The 18031-nt window shown below is 72.1% G+C and carries 16 protein-coding genes; 14 read left to right on the forward strand and 2 right to left on the reverse strand.

Going from position 1 to position 18031, the window contains the following annotated elements; genetic code table 11:
• Positions 1–22 precede the first annotated feature (22 nt).
• Entirely contained in the window at positions 23–847 is an 825-nt protein-coding gene (locus tag OHS71_RS31135) for an NAD-dependent epimerase/dehydratase family protein (RefSeq protein ID WP_328482645.1), read from the reverse strand.
• Between the two features lie 254 nt (positions 848–1101).
• Between OHS71_RS31135 and OHS71_RS31140 the strand changes: the two genes are divergently transcribed.
• Together OHS71_RS31140 and OHS71_RS31145 are read left to right on the forward strand one after the other, a co-directional pair.
• Positions 1102–2043, forward strand: coding sequence for a 5-dehydro-4-deoxyglucarate dehydratase (locus OHS71_RS31140; RefSeq protein ID WP_328482646.1), 942 nt, complete (start codon positions 1102–1104; stop codon positions 2041–2043).
• Entirely contained in the window at positions 2044–3216 is a 1173-nt protein-coding gene (locus OHS71_RS31145) for a hypothetical protein (protein ID WP_328482647.1), read from the forward strand.
• On the opposite strand, the gene OHS71_RS31150 is transcribed toward OHS71_RS31145, so the two are convergent.
• Positions 3153–4400, reverse strand: coding sequence for an MFS transporter (locus OHS71_RS31150; RefSeq protein WP_328482648.1), 1248 nt, complete (start codon positions 4398–4400; stop codon positions 3153–3155). The two genes, OHS71_RS31145 and OHS71_RS31150, sit on opposite strands and share 64 nt — an antisense overlap.
• Before the next feature lie 252 nt (positions 4401–4652).
• Between OHS71_RS31150 and OHS71_RS31155 the strand changes: the two genes are divergently transcribed.
• The 12 genes from OHS71_RS31155 to OHS71_RS31210 all read left to right on the forward strand — a co-directional run bounded on the left by OHS71_RS31155 (position 4653) and on the right by OHS71_RS31210 (position 17952).
• Positions 4653–5246, forward strand: a complete 594-nt coding sequence (locus OHS71_RS31155) for a TIGR03086 family metal-binding protein (protein WP_328482649.1) — start codon at positions 4653–4655, stop codon at positions 5244–5246.
• A gap of 97 nt (positions 5247–5343) precedes the next feature.
• The gene (locus tag OHS71_RS31160; protein WP_328482650.1) at positions 5344–6105 is read left to right on the forward strand and encodes an MBL fold metallo-hydrolase; all 762 of its coding nucleotides are present in this window, start codon (positions 5344–5346) and stop codon (positions 6103–6105) included.
• 164 nt (positions 6106–6269) lie between these two features.
• The gene (locus tag OHS71_RS31165) at positions 6270–6950 is read left to right on the forward strand and encodes a GntR family transcriptional regulator (protein WP_328482651.1); all 681 of its coding nucleotides are present in this window, start codon (positions 6270–6272) and stop codon (positions 6948–6950) included.
• Positions 6947–7858, forward strand: coding sequence for a dihydrodipicolinate synthase family protein (locus OHS71_RS31170; protein ID WP_328482652.1), 912 nt, complete (start codon positions 6947–6949; stop codon positions 7856–7858). Before OHS71_RS31165 ends, OHS71_RS31170 begins: the two co-directional genes overlap by 4 nt.
• Positions 7855–9600, forward strand: coding sequence for an L-arabinonate dehydratase (gene araD / locus OHS71_RS31175; RefSeq protein WP_328482653.1), 1746 nt, complete (start codon positions 7855–7857; stop codon positions 9598–9600). The genes OHS71_RS31170 and araD overlap by 4 nt, the downstream gene beginning before the upstream one ends.
• A 226-nt stretch (positions 9601–9826) precedes the next feature.
• Positions 9827–10762: a carbohydrate ABC transporter permease gene (locus OHS71_RS31180; protein WP_328482654.1), complete on the forward strand. Its 936-nt coding sequence runs from the start codon at positions 9827–9829 to the stop codon at positions 10760–10762.
• Positions 10759–11658 (forward strand): carbohydrate ABC transporter permease, encoded by a 900-nt coding sequence (locus OHS71_RS31185; protein WP_328482655.1) that lies wholly within the window; start codon positions 10759–10761, stop codon positions 11656–11658. The genes OHS71_RS31180 and OHS71_RS31185 overlap by 4 nt, the downstream gene beginning before the upstream one ends.
• Positions 11659–11818: 160 nt before the next feature.
• Positions 11819–12997, forward strand: coding sequence for a Gfo/Idh/MocA family protein (locus tag OHS71_RS31190; RefSeq protein WP_328482656.1), 1179 nt, complete (start codon positions 11819–11821; stop codon positions 12995–12997).
• Positions 12997–13851 (forward strand): PmoA family protein, encoded by an 855-nt coding sequence (locus tag OHS71_RS31195; protein WP_328482657.1) that lies wholly within the window; start codon positions 12997–12999, stop codon positions 13849–13851. The genes OHS71_RS31190 and OHS71_RS31195 overlap by 1 nt, the downstream gene beginning before the upstream one ends.
• Complete coding sequence (locus tag OHS71_RS31200; RefSeq protein WP_328482658.1) at positions 13848–15392, forward strand: glycoside hydrolase family 43 protein; 1545 nt, start codon at positions 13848–13850, stop codon at positions 15390–15392. Before OHS71_RS31195 ends, OHS71_RS31200 begins: the two co-directional genes overlap by 4 nt.
• Positions 15393–15712: 320 nt before the next feature.
• The gene (locus OHS71_RS31205; protein WP_328482659.1) at positions 15713–17050 is read left to right on the forward strand and encodes an ABC transporter substrate-binding protein; all 1338 of its coding nucleotides are present in this window, start codon (positions 15713–15715) and stop codon (positions 17048–17050) included.
• Between the two features lie 104 nt (positions 17051–17154).
• Positions 17155–17952, forward strand: a complete 798-nt coding sequence (locus OHS71_RS31210; protein ID WP_328482660.1) for a rhamnogalacturonan acetylesterase — start codon at positions 17155–17157, stop codon at positions 17950–17952.
• The last annotated feature ends 79 nt before the right edge of the window (positions 17953–18031 follow it).

The raw sequence follows: 18031 nt of genomic DNA on the forward strand, positions 1-18031 counted from the left end.
GTCCGGCCGTTGCGTCCGCCGGTCAGTACGGCCAGATCGGCGGGTCGCTGACGAAGTGGCCGCCCAGGTAGGCGTGGGCGATGTTCTCCGGGTCCAGCTCGCCCTGCTCGGCGATCAGCTTCTCGGCGTACGGTTCCGAGTCGTCCTGCGGGTCGTAGCCGAGCGCCCGCGCGGTGCTCAGGTCCCACCACAGCCGGGTGTTGTCGGAGGAGCCGTAGACGACGGTGTGGCCGACGTTCTCGGCGGTCAGGGCCGCGTGGAAGAGGCGGGCGCCGTCGGCCGGGCTCATCCACACCGACAGCATGCGCACACTGGTCGGCTCGGCGAAGCAGGAGCCGATGCGCACCGAGACGCTCTCCAGGCCGTGTTTGTCCCAGTAGAGCTGGGCGAGGTCCTCGCCGAAGGACTTGGACAGGCCGTAGAAGGTGTCCGGGCGGCGCGGGGTGTCGACCGGGATCAGCTCGTCCGCGGCGTGCGGCGCGTCGCCACGGGGGCGGGGGGTGAAGCCGACCGCGTGGTTGGAGGAGGCGAAGACGATGCGCTGCACACCCTCCTCGCGGGCGGCCTCGTACAGGTGGTGGGTTCCCGCGATGTTCGCGCTCAGGATCTTCTCGAAGGGGGCTTCCAGGGAGATGCCCGCGAGATGGATGATCGCGTCGACGCCCCGCACGGCCTCGCGGACCGCGGCCCGGTCGGCCAGGTCCGCGACGATCGCCTCCGGCTCGCCCTCGACCGGACGCAGGTCGAGCAGCCGCAGCCGGTAGCCGTAGGCGGGCAGCAGGTCCCGCATCAGGGTGCCGAGGCCGCCGGCGGCGCCGGTGAGCAGGACGGTGCGCGGAGCGGGCATCCTCGGGTCTCCTTGGATCGCTGAGGTCGACATCATGGGGTGGGGCGGACGTATGCGTGGCCACAGTTCACATTCATGGACACGCTAGGGAGCGGTGGCCGTGCCCGTCAAGTGTCCTGCGCGCAGGGCAAAACTGCTGGTGTCTCGGGGGTTTGCCCGCTTGACCCGGCTCGATCGGGCACCCTAGCGTGAGCTTGTTCAGGAATATGGACGCTGCTCAAGAATATGGACCCGTTATGGACCCGGGAGAGCCCGTGACGTCAGCCCCGCTCGCCGACCGCCTCCGCGTCCCCAGCGGACCGCTGTTCTTCCCCGTCACCGCCTACGGCCCCGACGGCTCACTCGACCTCGACACCTACCGCGCGCATGTCCGCCGCGGCGTCGGGGCGGGGGCCGCGGCCGTCTTCGCGGCCTGCGGGACCGGGGAGTTCCACGCGCTCGCCCCCGAGGAGTTCGAGGCCTGTGTACGGGCGGCCGTGGCGGAGACCGCCGGGCGCGTGCCGGTCGTCGCCGGCGCCGGCTACGGGACCGCGCTCGCCGTGCGCTTCGCGCGGCTCGCCGAGTCGGCCGGCGCGGACGGCCTGCTCGCCATGCCGCCCTATCTCGTCGTCGCCGCCCAGGAGGGCCTGCTGCGGCACTACCGGTCGGTGGCGGCCGCCACCTCGCTGCCCGTCGTCGTCTACCAGCGCGACAATGCCGTCTTCAGCCCGGAGACCGTCGTCGAGCTCGCCCGGACCGAAGGGGTCGTCGGCCTCAAGGACGGCCTCGGCGACCTCGACCTCATGCAGCGGATCATCAGCGCCGTCCGCACCGAGGTTCCCGGCGACTTCCTCTATTTCAACGGCCTGCCGACCGCCGAACAGACCCAGCTCGCCTACCGGGCCCTCGGCGTCACCCTGTACTCCTCGGCCGTGTTCTGCTTCGCCCCCGAGATCGCCCTCGCCTTCCACCGGGCGCTCACCGCCGGCGACGACAGCACCGTCCGACGCCTCCTCGACGGCTTCTACCGGCCGTTCGTCGAACTGCGCGCCCAGGGCCGCGGCTACGCCGTCTCGCTGGTCAAGGCCGGGGTCCGGCTGCGGGGCCTCGACGTCGGCGAAGTACGCCCGCCGCTGCACGAACCGGGCGAGGATCATGTCAAGCAGCTCGCCCGGCTGATCGAGCGCGGGCACGCGCTGCTGGAGGAGGACCGTTAAGTGAAGGCGTCGACTTTCGTCTATCCCTGGGACGTCGTGGGCGACCCCGCGGCACCGGCCCGGATCGCCGCACTCGGCGTGGAACAGGTGACCCTGGCCGCCGCCTACCACTCCACCCGCGCCCTCACCCCCCGCCACCCGCGCCACCGCATCGTCACCGCTGAACACGCGGCCGTGCTGTACCCGACGGACCCGGCCGGCGGCCGCTGGAAGGACAGCGCCCTGCGCCCCTACCCGGCCGGTGACTGGGCCCCCGGCGACGCCTACGCGCAGGCCGCCGAAGCCCTCGCGGGAGCCGGGCTCGACGTGCACACCTGGGTGGTCCTCGCGCACAACTCCCGGCTGGGCGCCGAGCATCCGGACACCTCCGTCGTCAACGCCTACGGCGACCGCTACCCGTGGGCCCCCTGCATCGCCCAGCCCGCCACGCGCGTGTACCTCGTCGACCTCGCGGCCGAGGCCGCCGTACGCCCCGGCGCGGGCGGCACCGAACTGGAGTCCCTCGGCTGGTACGGGCTCCAGCACCTGCACGCCCACGACAAGACCGGCGGCGTCGGTCTCGACGACGCCGGCCAGTACCTGATGGCGCTCTGCTTCTGCTCCGCCTGCCGGTCCGGCTACGGCGAGCACGGACTGGACGCCGACGCGCTCGCCGCGGCCGTACGGGAGGCGCTGGAGCCGCTGTGGCGAGGCGCGCCCGACGACGGGGGCTGGACCGGGGTGGAGAAGCTGCTCGGGGAGGAGACGGCGGCGGCCACCCGCGCGTGGCGCGACGAGAGGGCCCGCACGCTCCAGGAGACCGCGGTGCGCGCGGTACGGGACGCGGCGCCCGACGGCTTCCAGGTCCTGCTGCACGCCGACCCGGTGACCCACCACGTCGGCGCCAACCCGGGCGTCGACCCCGCGCACATCCTGTCCGTCGCGGACGGGGTCGTCGTGCCCTGCGCGGGCGGCCCCCGCCCGCTGGCCCCGTTCGCCGCGCAGGGCCGCGACGGCGCGGTCCTCGCCGCCAACCTCGGCATCGTCTCCGGCATGGGCGGCAGCCCGGGAACCCTGACCGCCGACATGGCCCGGGCCCGTGAACTCGGCGCGACGGAAGTCCGGCTGTATCACGCGGGGTTGGCGTCGGACGGAGACCTGGAGGCCGTACGGGCGGCGCTGGCCTCGCGCTGAGGGCCCGCGCGCAGCAGCGGCAACACCGTCACCAGCCGGGCCAGACCCAGCAGGACCAGCGGCCACCGGTACGGCACGAGTTCGACCAGGCACGCGCCGAGCGCGAGGCCGCACACGTTCGGCGCGTACAGCAGGGTGCCTGCCGTGCCGGTGACCCGGCCGAGCAGCGCGTCCGGGGTCTCCCGCTGCACGGCGGTGAGCGCGGCGATCAGCACACAGGGCAGCCCCGCCCCGATCGCCGCGCCCGACACCAGCACCACCGGGTCCGAGGGGACGGCGCGCGCGACGACCCCCAGAGCCGTCAGGGCGATCCCACAGCCCGAGAACCGGCGGTCACCCAGCCGCCGCAACGCGGGTCCCGAGAACAGGCCCACCACGACCGAACCGGCGCCCTGGACGGCGTAGAGCGCGCCCGAGTACGCGGGGGAGTGGCCGAGGCCCTCGACGACGGCGTAGGTGAACGCGCCGTTCAGCCCCCCGAACAGCATCGTCGTACCGCCCGCCACCACCAGCGGGCGCAGCCCGGGATGCCCCCACAGGAAACGGACGCCGTCGGCCGTCCGCACCCGGCCACCGCCCGCGGCCGGTCCAGGGCGGTCCTCGCGGACCCGCACGCACGCGTACAGCGCCGCCGCGCACACGAAACTGGCCGCGTCGAGCAGGGCCACGGCCGGGCCGCCGAAGGCCGCGTAGAGGCCGGCCCCCGCGAGCGGGGCGAGCAGCTTCATGCCCTCCGTCGCCGTCGTGCGCAGTCCGTTGAAGTCGCCGAGCGACTCCGGGGCGACGACGGCGGCGACGAGCGCGGACTCCGCCGCGTCGGCCACCACCGAGGCGGCGCCGTACAGCGACAGCACCACCCACAGCAGCCACAGCCGGCCGGGGGAGTGCACGGCGAGGACGGTGAGCAGCAGGGCCGCAGGGCCCAGGTTCAGCGCCACGAGCAAGGGCTTCCGGCGGCGGGGGAGGTCGGCCAGGGCGCCCAGCGCAGGCCCGAACAGGACGGGGACCCACAGCGCCAGCATGCACAGCACCGCGAGCCCGTCCGAGCCGGTGAGATCCTTGACCCACACACCGGACGCCAGCCAGAGCGCCGAGGTACCGAAACCGGACACCAGCGTCGCGGCAAGGCAGAGCGCCGCCTCACGGTCCCCGAGGACGCGCACCACGGACCAGTTCTTCTTCATGTCCGGTGATCGTGGCGCTGAGGCGTCCGCCCGCGCATCGGGCAGATGCCCCGGGCCGGATCGCCGACGGCAGCTCGTCACGGGCACCCCCTAGGGAACGCCGCCGGGGCGCCTGAGGCACCGGTCCCGGACCCTCCGGCGAACCAGGTCGGGCCGCCGTCGGGTCTGTCGCCGGTCGCCGGTCCCGGGGGGCGGCCGGAATTCCCGGGCGTGGCGCCGATGAGTTCGCATGGCGCCGGCGGTCCACCCTCCATGACCGACACCACCGTCGCATTCGACCTCGGCCCGCAGACGCTGATCGTGGCGCGCCTCGCGGAGGGGGTCCGCGACGAGCAGCTCGCGGACCCGACCCCCTGCCCGCGCTGCGCCGTCCGCAACCTGCTCGGGCACCTCACCGGCCTCTCCGTCGCCTTCCGGGACGCGGCCCGCAAGGACCTCGGACCCACCACCGACACCCCCGCGGACGCCGCCGGGCCGGACATCGGCCCCGGCTGGCGCGAGGACCTGGCCAAGGCGCTCGACGCACTCGCCGACGCCTGGCGCGACCCGGCCGCCTGGACCGGCACGACCCGCGCCGGCGCCGTGGACCTGCCCGGCGCGGTGGCGGCCGCCGTCGTCGCCGACGAGCTGGTGATCCACGGCTGGGACCTGGCCCGGGCCACCGGCCAGGAGTACGCGCCCGACCCGGCCGCCCTGCGCGCCTCGCACGACTTCCTGCGGGCGGCCGCAGAGCAGTCGGACCGCGGCGACGGCGCCTTCGGCCCCGTGGTGCCCGTCCCTGACGACGCCCCGCTGCTCGACCGGGCGGTCGGCCTCAGCGGGCGTGATCCGAGGTGGACGCGGTAGCGGGACCGCCCGGCCCGCCCTGGACGGCCCCCTGCGGTTGCCGTAGACGGACGCAATCACGGCGCGTCCGGCGAGAGCGAAACGTACGCTCCCCACCATGCCCCTGAGCCTCACCGTCCTCGGCACCGCCTCTCCGCACCCGGGGCCGGGCCGCCCCTGCTCCGGCTACCTGCTGCGCGGAGCGGGGGCGGAGGTATGGGTGGACGCCGGACCCGGGACGTTCGCGGAATTGCAACGGCACACCGACCCGGACCGGCTCACGGCGATCTGGATATCCCACCTCCACGTCGACCACAGCGCGGATCTCCTCGCCGCGGCCTACGCCCTCGCCTACGGCGGGATGACCCCGCCCGCCCCGATCCCGGTCTACGCGCCGCTCGACTGCGCCCGGCGCCTGGCGGGTTTCTTCGGCCGGCCCGACGTACGGTTCCTGAGCGAGGTCTTCGACTTCAGGGCCCTGTTCGACGGGCACACCGTACGGCACTGGAACCTGCGCCTCACCTCGCGCGCGGTGGTGCACGACACCGAGGCGTACGGGCTGCGGGCCGAGTGCCAGGGGAGCGTGCTCGCGTACTCCGGAGACAGCGGACCGTGCGACGCCCTCACCGAACTCGCCTCCGGGGCGGACCTGTTCCTGTGCGAGGCGGACATCGACCGGCATCGCGAAGGCGAACACGAACCGCAGGTGCATCTCACCCCCGAGGAGGCCGGCGACGCCGCTCGCCGGGCCGGAGTGCGCGAGCTGTACATCACCCATGTCGGACCCACGCTGACCCGGAAGGCCGCGACCGCGCGGGCCGCCGTCGCCTTCGGTGGACCCGCCCGCACCGCACGTGAGGGCGAGACCATCCCCTTCTGACCCCACTTGGGGCCCTTGCGCCCCGGCAACCCCGACTTCCTTTGTCAGAAGCATTGACGAAACACGGGCCCGCTCCTACCTTCAACGCGTCGTACCTCGTACGTCATATATGAGACGCGATACGCCAGATCCGAGATCAGATACGCGACACCCGAGAGGCGCGCATGACCTCTGTGCCCACGCCGATCCCCTCCCGCACGCAGTACGTGCTGGAGGAGATCAAACGCCGCATCCTCACCGGGCGGCTGACGCCCGGTCAGGCCCTGGTCGAGACCGAGCTCGCCGCCCAGTTCGGGGTCTCCAAGACCCCGGTGCGCGAGGCGCTCAAGACCCTGGCCGGCACCGGACTGGTCGTCATGAGCCAGTACAAGGGCGTCACGGTGCGCATGGTGGACGCGGACATGGCGCGCGAGGTCTACGACGTCCGCCTGCTCCTCGAACCCGAGGCGCTCAAGCGGGCCGTGCGACGAGGCGCCTCCCTGGATGCCGCCCGCGAGGCGCTGACCAAGGCCGACGGGGCGACCGACACCGCCGAACGCTCCCTGGCCAACCGGGAGTTCCACCGCGCCCTGTACCTGCCGTGCGGCAACCCGCTGCTCGGCAGGATGCTCGACGAGGTGCGCGACCAGGCCGCCCTGGTCTCCGCCGTCGCCTGGGCCGCCTCGCCCTCCTGGGAACGGGAGGCGGGCGAGCACCGCGAGATCCTGCGGCTCGCCCTGGCCGGGGACGCCGACGGCGCGGGCCGCGCCCTGCACGCCCACATCGCGTCCTTCGTGCACCGGGCGTTCCCCGAGACCGCCCATGAGGCCCCCGCGGAGACCAAGGCAGAGAAAGGCCAGGAATGAGCAGCGTGGCGTTCGAGACCCAGCGCGCGGCCCTGGCCGACGTGGTGGCCATCCCGGTGACCCCGTTCGCCGAGGACGGCTCCGTCGACGGCGACGCCCACCGGGCCCTGCTGCGCCGGCTGCTCGACGGCGGGATCACCACCCTCACCCCGAACGGCAACACCGGCGAGTTCTACGCCCTCACCCCCGAGGAGCGCCGCCACGTCATGGAACTCACCGCGGAGACGGCCGGCGGACGGGCGGTGATCCTGGCCGGCGTCGGACACGACGTGCCGACCGCCGTCGCCTCCGCCCGGCACGCCCGTGACCTGGGCGCGGGGATGGTGATGGTCCACCAGCCCGTCCACCCCTATGTCTCGCAGCGCGGCTGGGTCGACTACCACCGGGAGATCGCGGCGGCGGTGCCCGAGCTGGGTGTCGTCCCGTACATCCGCAACGCGCAGCTGCACGGCGAACGCCTCGCCGACCTGGCCGACGCCTGTCCGAACGTCATCGGCGTCAAGTACGCCGTCCCGGACGCCTCCCGCTTCGCCGCCTTCGCGCGGGACGCGGGTCTCGAGCGCTTCGTCTGGGTCGCCGGACTCGCCGAGCCGTACGCCCCCTCCTACTTCTCCGCCGGCGCCACCGGCTTCACCTCCGGGCTCGTCAACGTCGCCCCGGCCGTCTCGCTGAACATGATCGAAGCGCTTCGATCCGGGGACTATCCGGCCGCGATGAAGGTGTGGGAACAGATCAGGCGCTTCGAGGAACTGCGCGCCGCCGACGGCTCCGCCGACAACGTCACCGTCGTCAAGGAAGCCCTTGCCTCCCTCGGCCTGTGCCGACGTGAGGTGCGCCCGCCGAGCCGGACGCTGCCGGAGCACGAGAGGGCCGAGATCGCCGCCATAGCGGCCGGGTGGTCCATATGAAGCGCTTCGACGACCAGCCCAGGAAACGCCCCGAGGAACTCAGAAGCCACCAGTGGTACGGCGCCGAGGGCCTGCGCTCCTTCAGCCACCGCGCCCGCACCCGCCAGCTCGGCTATCTCCCCGAGGAGCACCTCGGCAAGCCGGTCGTCGCGATCCTCAACACCTGGTCGGACATCAACCCCTGTCACGTCCACCTGCGCGACCGCGCACAGGCCGTCAAGCGGGGCGTGTGGCAGGCGGGCGGCTTCCCGCTGGAGTTCCCGGTCTCCACGCTCAGCGAGACCTTCCAGAAGCCGACGCCGATGCTCTACCGCAACCTGCTCGCGATGGAGACCGAGGAGCTGCTGCGCTCCTACCCCGTCGACGGCGCCGTACTGATGGGCGGCTGCGACAAGACGACACCCGCGCTGCTCATGGGCGCGGCCAGCGTCGACCTGCCCACGGTCTTCGTCCCGGCCGGGCCCATGCTGCCCGGCCACTGGCGCAACGAGGTCCTCGGCTCGGGCACCGACATGTGGAAGTACTGGGACGACAAGCGGGCCGGCCTCATCGGCGACTGCGAGCTGGCCGAGCTGGAGAACGGCCTCGCGCGCTCGCCGGGGCACTGCATGACGATGGGCACGGCGTCCACGCTGACGGCCGCCGCGGAGGCGCTGGGCGTGACGGTGCCGGGCGCGTCGAGCATCCCGGCCGTCGACTCGGGACACGACCGGATGGCGGCGCAGGCCGGCATGAGGATCGTCGAACAGGTCCACAAGGGGCGCGTACTCTCCGAGATCCTGACCCGGGACGCCTTCGAGGACGCCGTGACGACCGTCCTCGGCCTCGGCGGTTCGACCAACGCCGTGATCCACCTGATCGCCATGGCGGGCCGCGCGGGCGTCGAGCTCACCCTCGACGACTTCGACCGCGTCGCCCGGACCGTCCCGGTCCTCGCCAACGTGCGGCCCGGCGGCCAGAAGTACCTCATGGAGGACTTCCACTTCGCGGGCGGACTCCCCGGCTTCCTCTCCCGGATCCCGGACCTGCTCCACCTGGACCGCCCGACCGTCTCGCACGACACCCTGCGCGAGCAGCTCGCCGGCGCCCAGGTGCACAACGACGACGTCATCCGGCACCGGGAGGACCCGGTCGCGAGCGAGGGCGGGGTCGCCGTCCTGCGCGGCAACCTCTGCCCGGACGGCGCGGTCATCAAGCACATCGCCGCCGAGCCGCACCTGCTCAAGCACACCGGCGCCGCGGTCGTCTTCGACGACTACCGCACCATGCAGCGCACCATCAACGATCCCGCGCTCGGGATCACCGCCGACACGGTCCTGGTGCTGCGGGGCTCCGGCCCCAAGGGCGGCCCGGGCATGCCCGAGTACGGCATGCTGCCCATCCCCGACCACCTGCTCAAGCAGGGCGTGCGGGACATGGTGCGGATCTCCGACGCACGGATGAGCGGGACGAGTTACGGCACATGCGTCCTGCACGTGGCGCCCGAGTCACACGTGGGCGGGCCCCTCGCCCTGGTGCGCACGGGGGACTCCATCACCCTCGACGTGGAGGCCCGGTCCCTTCAGCTCAACGTGGACGACGAGGAGCTGGACCGGCGCAGGGCGCAGTGGACGCCGCCGCCCGTCCGCTACGAGCGCGGCTACGGCGCGCTCTACAACGAACAGATCACCCAGGCCGACACCGGCTGCGACTTCGCGTTCCTGGCCCGCCCGGGCAAGGTCGCGGACCCGTACGCGGGCTGACCGCAGCGGCACGGCCCCGGCCGTCCCATGTGCACCGAGAAAGCGCTTCACCCGCACGGAAGCACGATGCGCACGAACGCAGACGTCGCACGACGCACACGACGCACGACGCACAGGACGCACGACGCACACGACGCACAGGACGCACGACGCACACGACGCACAGGACGCACGACGCACACGACGCACGACGCACCGAGAGACGTACTGAGAACGGAGAACAGTCATGGCCCAAGCCGCAGCCGTGGCGAAACCGCCCGCGCCACCCCGGCGGCGCCGTGCCTCCGCCGCGCCGCGCAGACTGCCGTATCTGCTGATCGCGCCGGCGGCGCTGCTGATGCTGGGCTTCATCGCCTACCCGGTCATCAGCGTCTTCTACTACAGCCTTCAGAACTACAACCCCACCAAACCGTGGCGCAACGGCTTCGCGGGCTTCGACAACTTCGTCCACGCCTTCACCGACGACCCGCAGTTCTGGGACACGCTCACCTTCAGCGCCAAGTGGGTCTTCGTCGAGGTCGGACTCCAGCTGCTGTTCGGTCTGGCGCTGGCACTGATCGTCAACCAGACCTTCGTCGGGCGCTCGCTCGGCCGGGCGCTGGTCTTCTCCCCGTGGGCCGTCTCCGGCGTGCTGACCTCCGCGATCTGGGTGCTGCTCTACAACTCCCAGACCGGCATCACCCGTTACCTGGCGGACATGGGGATCGGCGAGTACGGCACCAGCTGGCTGTCGGACACCTCCACCGTCTTCCCCGCGGCGATCGTCGCCGACCTGTGGCGCGGCGTCCCCTTCTTCGCGATCCTCATCCTCGCCGACCTCCAGTCCGTCTCCAGGGACCTGTACGAGGCGGCCGAGGTCGACGGGGCGAGCCGGATCAAACAGTTCTGGCACATCACCCTGCCCCACCTGAAGGACGCGATCGTCCTGTCCACGCTGCTGCGCGCGGTGTGGGAGTTCAACAACGTCGACCTGCTCTACACGCTCACCGGCGGCGGCCCGGCGGGGGAGACCACCACCCTCCCGCTGTACATCGCCAACACCAGCGTCGACGCCCACAACTTCGGCTACGCGTCCGCCCTCACCACGGTCGCGTTCGTGATCCTGCTCTTCTGCTCGATGGTCTATCTGCGGCTGAGCAAGTTCGGAGGAGGCGACAAGTGATCACCAAGGAGGCCACCGAGGTCACACCCGTCCCCGTGCGCGTGCCCGGCGCGCCCGCCCGGCGCCCGTCCCGGCAGAAGCGTGCCTGGGACGAGGCCCCCCGCTGGCAGATCTACCTCCCCCTGGGGATCTACCTGGTCTTCACCCTGGTCCCCTTCTACTGGATCCTCCTCTTCGCGCTCCGCCCGGCCGGCTCGACCGCGCTCGTGCCCTGGCCGATGACCTTCGAGCACTTCGAGAAGGTCTGGAACGAGCGGGACTTCGCCGTCTACTTCCAGAACAGCGTGATCACGGGCGTGGCGACCCTGCTGCTCACCACCGGCGTCGCCCTGGCCGGCGGCTACGCCCTCGCCCGCTTCGAGTTCAGGATCAAGCGCGGCTTCATGCTGGCCCTGCTGTGCACCCAGTTCGTGCCGGGCGCGCTGCTCCTCGTACCGCTGTTCCAGATCTTCGCCGAGCTGAAGATGATCAACTCGCTGGGCAGTGTCATCATCGCCGAGACGGTCTTCCAGCTGCCCCTGTCGATGATCCTGATCAGCGGCTTCATCCGGAACGTGCCGTACTCCCTGGAGGAGGCCGCCTGGGTCGACGGCTGCAACCGGCTCACCGCCTTCCGGATCGTCGTGCTCCCCCTGCTGCGGCCCGGGCTGATCGCCGTCGGCTCCTTCGCCTTCGTGCATGCCTGGAACCACTTCCTGTTCGCCCTGATGTTCCTGTCCGACCAGACCAAGCAGACGATCCCGGTCGGCCTCAACACCCTGATGAGCGCGGACAGCGTCGACCTGGGCGCGCTGGCCGCGGGCGGCATCATCGCCGCCGTCCCCGTGGTGGTCGTCTTCGCCTTCATCCAGAAGTGGCTGATCACCGGCTTCAGCGCGGGGGCGGTGAAGGGGTGAGGCTCCGTCGGACCACGGTGGTCACGGCCGCGTCGGGGCTGCTGCGCGAGTGCGGTCCCGCGGCGGGCCCCGGCCGGACGCCTACCCTGCACGGAAAGATCGACAGCGCCGCGGTGGCCGACCGCGAGGTGGCACGCGGCGCGGGCGCAGGGAGGATTCCATGAGCACCGCCGAACCGATGAGCGGCCCGGTCCCGATCGTCCTCGCGGGCGCGCGCGGTCACGGCCGCTGGCACCTGGACAACATCCGCCGCCTCCAGGACAAGGGCATCGTCCGACTGGCGGGCGTCTGCGAGCTGACCCCGCTGACCCCGGCGGAGATCCCCGAGGGCCTCGGCACGCCCGAGCAGTCCGCCGACTTCGGCGCGCTGCTGGACACGACCGGCGCCCGGATCGCCGTCGTCTGCACCCCGATCCCGACCCACACCGACCTGGCCCTGACCGCGGCGCGCAAGGGCGTGCACCTGCTCCTGGAGAAGCCGCCCGCGCCCTCCTACGCCGAGTTCCGCCGGATGGCCGAAGGAGTCGCCGAGGCGGGCGTGGTCTGCCAGATCGGCTTCCAGTCGCTGGGCTCGCACGCCGTGCCCGCGATCCGCGAACTGATCAGGAACGGTGCGATCGGTGACATCGCGGGGGTCGGCGGCGCCGGCGCCTGGGCCCGCGCCGAGTCGTACTACCGGCGCGCGCCCTGGGCGGGCAAGCGGCGGCTGAACGGCGTCGACGTGATCGACGGGGCGCTCACCAACCCGCTCGCCCACGCCGTCGCCACCGCCCTCGCACTGGCCGGCGCCACCCGCGCGGACGACGTCACCCGCATCGAGACCGAGCTGGCGCACGCCAACGCCATCGAGTCCGACGACACCTCCTGCGTCCGTGTCAGCACCGCCGACGGCCGCGAGATCGTCGTCGCGGCCACGCTGTGCGCCGAGGACCCGGACGACCCGTACGTCGTCGTGCACGGCAGCCGCGGCCGGATCACCTACTGGTACAAGCAGGACCGCGTCCTGCTCCAGCGGGCCGGCCACGGTCCCGAGGAGTTCGAGTACGGCCGCACCGACCTGCTGGAGAACCTCGTCGAGCACCTCGTCGACGGAACGGAACTGCTGGTCCCGCCGGCGGCGACCGAGTCGTTCATGCGGGTCGTCGAGGCGATCCGGGTCGCCCCCGACCCGGTGCAGCTGCCTGACGACGCCTGGCGTCCGCTGCCCGACGAGGAACGGCGGGTCGTTCCCGGCATCGACGGCCTCGTCGCGGCCGCCGCCGACACCCTCGCCCTCTTCTCCGAACTGGGCGCCCCGTGGGCGTTCCCGACCGCGCATCCGAAAGAGGTGAGCCCCTGATGACCGCACAGCCCCCCGACGCACCGGTCGTCCTGCGTGTCGCCGGCCGCCCGGTCGCCCGCTACGTCACCCGGCCCGAGCTGCCCGCCCGGTTCTCCCCGCGTCCCTACCTGCACCCTGTCACCACCCTGGCGGGCACGGCGGTCACCGAGCTGAGCCCGGCCGACCACGCACACCACCTCGGCGTCGGTGTAGCCGTACCCGACGTCGAGGGGCACAACTTCTGGGGCGGACGCACCTACGTCCGTGACCGGGGCCCGACCGAACTCGACAACCACGGCGCCCAGCGGCACAGCTCCTTCCAGCTCCGCGACCCGGACGGCTTCGTGGAGGAGCTGCGCTGGGTGGCCTCGGGAACGGAACTGCTGCGCGAACGCCGTACGGTCGCGGCCACCGAACTCACCGACTCCGCCTGGGCGCTGGACTTCACCTTCTCGCTGACCAACGTCACGTCCGACCCGCTGTCCATCGGCAGCCCGGCGACGAACGGACGCCCCGGAGCGGCCTACGGCGGCTTCTTCTGGCGGGCCAGGAAGGAGGACACGCCTCCCGCGGTCTTCACCGCCGGTACGGAGGGCGAGGCGTCGGTCCACGGCGCTCCCGCCGACTGGCTCGCCCTGGCCGGCGCGGACTGGACGCTCGTCTTCGCGGGGGCCACCGGCACCACCCGGCGCGACCCCTGGTTCGTCCGCACCGCCGAGTATCCGGGCGTCGGCTCCTCGCTGGCTTCGGGGGCGAGGCTGCCGGTCCCGTCCGGCGGGACGGCCGTACGCCGGATCGTCACCGTCGTCGCCGACGGCCGCCTGGACCGGACCGAGGCGGCGGCACTGGTACGGAAGGCGGTCAGCCAGTGAGGTACGAGACGTACACCAACCCCGTCCTGAACGCCGACTGGTCGGACCCGGACGTGGTGCGGGTGGGTGACGACTTCTACCTCACCGCCTCCAGCTTCGGCCGCGCCCCCGGGCTGCCCCTGCTGCACTCGCGCGACCTGGTCAACTGGACGCTGATCGGTCACGCCCTCGAACACCTCGAACCCGTCGAGGAGTTCCGGTCCCCGCGGCACGACTGCGGAGTGTGGGCGCCCTCGCTGAGGCACCACGACGACCGCTTCTGGATTTTCTGGGGCGACCCCGACCAGGGCATCTTCCAGATCAACTCACCTGAGATCAGAGGGCCTTGGTCGCGCCCGCACCTGGTGAAGGAGGGCAGGGGACTCATCGACCCGTGTCCCCTGTGGGACGAGGAGACGGGCGATGCCTATCTGGTCCATGCCTGGGCCAGGTCCCGCGCGGGCGTCAAGAACCGGCTCACCGGTCACCGTATGCACCCGGAGGGGACGGCCGTCCTCGACGAGGGCAAGGTGATCGTCGAGGGGGACCGGATCCCCGGCTGGTTCACGCTCGAAGGCCCGAAGCTCTACCGGCACGACGGCTGGTTCTGGATCCTCGCGCCCGCCGGGGGAGTGGAGACCGGCTGGCAGGGCGCCTTCCGGTCCCGGGACTTCTTCGGCCCGTACGAGGAGCGGATCGTCCTGGAGCAGAAGGACACCGAGGTCAACGGCCCTCACCAGGGCGGCTGGGTCCGCACCCGTTCCGGCGAGGACTGGTTCCTGCACTTCCAGCAGCGCGGCGCCTACGGCCGTGTCGTCCACCTCCAGCCGATGCGCTGGGACGGCGCGGGCGGCTGGCCGGTGATCGGCGACGAGGGCGCACCGGTGCGCGAGCACCGGCGGCCCGACCTGCCGGCGGGGCCGCCCGCCGCGCCCGCCACCGACGACGACTTCCCCGGCGGACGCTTCGGCCGCCAGTGGTCGTGGACGGCCAACCCCCGCGACGGCTGGGCGCCCCGGCACTCCGCCGACGGACTGCGCCTGACCTGCGTGCGGACAGCGGACGCGGACGACCTGCGCACCGTGCCGGCCGTCCTGACCCAACGACTGCCGGGGCTCCCGTCCGCCGTCGAGGTGGAGCTGTCTCTGCACGGCGAGGAGCCGGGAGCACGCGCCGGACTCACCGTCCTCGGTGACGCCTTCGCCTGGATCGGACTCCAGCGGGGCGCCGACGGAGCCGTCCACCTGGTGCACCGGTTCGCCGAACCGGTCGCCCCGGGGGCGCCTCCCACGCCGTGCGGGCATGGCGGCAGGGAACGGGACGCGGCGCACCCCAGGCCCGCCCCCAGGGGACGGGCGTGTCTGCGGATCGAGATCGGCGCCGGGGCCCGCTGCCGGTTCGCCTACGACGTCGGCGACGGCCTGCGCTACTCCGGTCCCGTGTTCACCGCCACCCCTTGGCGCTGGGTCGGCGCCCTGCTCGGCCTCTTCGCTCTCGCGCCCGCCGGGACCGGTTACGCAGGGACGGCCACGTTCGACGAGTTCCGCATCAGACCGCTCTGAGCTCCGCCTCCTCATCACCTCCGTACGCCTGTGGGAGCCGCAATGACGCACTTCCCTAGCAAGCGCTTGCCGAGACCGGGTGCGGTCCCGGCGGCCGTCGCCGGCCCGCCGACGGCGCGAGCCGTCCGCGCGGACTTCGAGCCGCGTGGGTTCCCCGTGCCCCGCCCGCACCCCGCGGCCGCCGCCCCCGCCCGGATCACCCGCTCGTGCGGACCGCGCAAGCGGAGCGGAGGCATGCCGTGAGCCCGCGCCGGCACCACCCAGCGACCCCCCACAACTTCATATCGTCCGTCGGGATCCAGAAGAAGAGAGCCGAACACATGAAGAGCAGCATCCGCAGAAGCAGGCGCGTCGCCCTGGCCGTCGCCCTGGGCTCCGTGCTCGCGCTGACCGCCACCGCCTGCGGCGACGACGGCAGCGGCGGCGCGGGGGACAAGGGAGGCGAGGGCTCCGGCAAGGGAGAGATCACCTTCTGGGACAACAACGGCGGTGTGCGCACCGACGTCTGGAAGGAGATCATCGCCGACTTCGAGAAGGCGAACCCCGGTATCAAGGTCAACTACGTCGGTGTGCCGGCCGACAGCGTCCAGTCCAAGTACGACACCGCCATCCAGGGCGGCGGACTGCCCGACGTCGGCGGCGTGGGCACCGCGATGCTCGCCGAGGTCGCCGCGCAGGGCGCCCTCGAACCGCTGGACGACCGGATCTCCAAGAGCACGCTGAACGGCAAGCTGAACCAGAAGTTCCTGGACGTCGTCAAGGCGGCCGGCATCGGCGGCAAGACGTACTCGGTGCCGACCTCCGCGAACAACGGCACGCTCTGGTACCGGACGGACCTGTTCCAGCAGGCCGGTCTCGACGCCCCGACGACCTGGACGAAGTTCTACACGGCCGCCGACAAGCTGACGGACAAGAAGAAGAACGCCTTCGGCTACACCATCCGCGGTGGCGCGGGGTCCATCGCCCAGGCACTGGACGCGACCTACGGGCAGAGCGGTATCACCGAGTTCTGGAACGGCGACAAGACCACGGTCAACGACCCGAAGAACGTGGCCGCGCTGACGAAGTACGTCGGTCTGTTCAAGAAGGACACCCCGTCCGCCGACGTCAACAACGACTTCACCAAGATGGTCGCCCAGTGGGACTCCGGCACCATCGGCATGCTGAGCCACAACCTGGGCTCCTACGGCGACCACGAGAAGGCGCTGGCCGGCAAGTTCAAGGGCATCCCGGCGCCGACGCAGGACGACGGCACGCGGGTGCAGGTGTCCAACCCCGTCGACGGACTCGGGCTGTTCAAGGCGAGCAAGAACAAGACCGCCGCCTGGAAGTTCATCGAGTTCGCCGCGTCGCACGAGTCCAACAGCAAGTGGAACAGGACGGCCGGGCAGGTGCCGGCGAACTCCGAGGCCGCGCAGGACGGTTGGGTGCAGGAGTCGGAGCCGACGAAGCTGGCCGCCGAGGCGCTGGCGGGCGCCGGCACCAAGATCGTGCAGCTGCCCTACTACCTGCCCGACTGGAACACGATCTCCAAGGCGGACAACGAGCCCAACTTCCAGAAGGTGCTGCTCGGGAAGCTGAGCCCGAAGGACTTCCTGGACACGCTGGCCGAGCAGCTGAACGCCGCGCAGGCCGACTGGAAGAAGAACCACGCGTAGCCGGGCGGTCTCGGTCGTGGGGAACTGCGGGCCCGTCGGGCCGGTCGCGCGGTTCCCCGCGACCCCAGGGAATCCCACTCCCCGCTGTCGAAAGGTGCACGTTCGTGTCCCTCAGCCGTAGACAAGTCACTTCGGCGGCGCTCGCCGCCGTTCCGCTGGGCGCGGTGGCGGCCGGGCCCGCCCGGGCCGGGGCCCGCCGGCCCCGCACGCTCTTCATCGCCGGTGATTCCACCGCCGCCCAGAAGTACTCCGACGCCGCTCCCGAGACCGGGTGGGGCATGGCGCTCCCCTTCTTCCTGCACAAGGACCGGCCGGTCGCCAACCACGCGGTGAACGGCCGCAGTTCCAAGAGCTTCGTCGACGAGGGGCGGCTCGACGCGGTCCTCGCCGCGATCCGGCCCGGGGACCTGCTGCTCGTCCAGTTCGCGCACAACGACGAGAAGAGCACCGACCCCACCCGCTACACCGAGCCCTGGACCACCTACCAGGACTACCTGCGGATGTACGTGGACGGCGCGCGGGCGAAGGGCGCCCGGCCCGTGCTCGCCACGCCCGTCGAACGGCGCAGGTTCGACGCCGGGGGGAACGCCGTGCCGACGCACGGTGAGTACCCGGCCGCCATGCGCGCGCTGGCCGGGGAGGAGCGGGTGGCGCTGCTCGACCTCCAGGCCCTGTCGCTCGCGCTGTGGCAGCGACTCGGCGTCGAGGAGACGAAGACGTACTTCAACTGGACCGCCACCGAGCAGGACAACACGCACTTCAACCCGCCGGGCGCGATCGCCGTGGCGCGGCTCGTCGCGCGGGAACTGCTGCGGACGCGGGTGCTCGGGCCGCGAGACGCCGTCCGGCTGCGCGACGAGATCCCCACGTCCTGGATCACCTGGCCGGCACCGCTCGCCTGAGGACCGGCACCGCCTTACGCAACAAGAGGAGACCCGCACAGTGCGTACACAGATATGTCATGGACGCGTCATAGCAGCT

Origin of the sequence: Streptomyces sp. NBC_00377 (genome assembly GCF_036075115.1) — a bacterium.
In the GTDB taxonomy this organism is placed as follows: Bacteria; Actinomycetota; Actinomycetes; order Streptomycetales; family Streptomycetaceae; genus Streptomyces.

Coding starts and splice junctions, on each gene's coding strand:
- OHS71_RS31135 (WP_328482645.1), bottom strand. CDS start 847: ATGCCCGCTCCGCGCACCGTCCTGCTCACCGGCGCCGCCGGCGGCCTC.
- OHS71_RS31150 (WP_328482648.1), bottom strand. CDS start 4,400: ATGAAGAAGAACTGGTCCGTGGTGCGCGTCCTCGGGGACCGTGAGGCG.
- OHS71_RS31155 (WP_328482649.1), top strand. CDS start 4,653: ATGACCGACACCACCGTCGCATTCGACCTCGGCCCGCAGACGCTGATC.
- OHS71_RS31160 (WP_328482650.1), top strand. CDS start 5,344: ATGCCCCTGAGCCTCACCGTCCTCGGCACCGCCTCTCCGCACCCGGGG.
- OHS71_RS31165 (WP_328482651.1), top strand. CDS start 6,270: ATGACCTCTGTGCCCACGCCGATCCCCTCCCGCACGCAGTACGTGCTG.
- OHS71_RS31170 (WP_328482652.1), top strand. CDS start 6,947: ATGAGCAGCGTGGCGTTCGAGACCCAGCGCGCGGCCCTGGCCGACGTG.
- araD (WP_328482653.1), top strand. CDS start 7,855: ATGAAGCGCTTCGACGACCAGCCCAGGAAACGCCCCGAGGAACTCAGA.
- OHS71_RS31180 (WP_328482654.1), top strand. CDS start 9,827: ATGGCCCAAGCCGCAGCCGTGGCGAAACCGCCCGCGCCACCCCGGCGG.
- OHS71_RS31190 (WP_328482656.1), top strand. CDS start 11,819: ATGAGCACCGCCGAACCGATGAGCGGCCCGGTCCCGATCGTCCTCGCG.
- OHS71_RS31195 (WP_328482657.1), top strand. CDS start 12,997: ATGACCGCACAGCCCCCCGACGCACCGGTCGTCCTGCGTGTCGCCGGC.
- OHS71_RS31205 (WP_328482659.1), top strand. CDS start 15,713: ATGAAGAGCAGCATCCGCAGAAGCAGGCGCGTCGCCCTGGCCGTCGCC.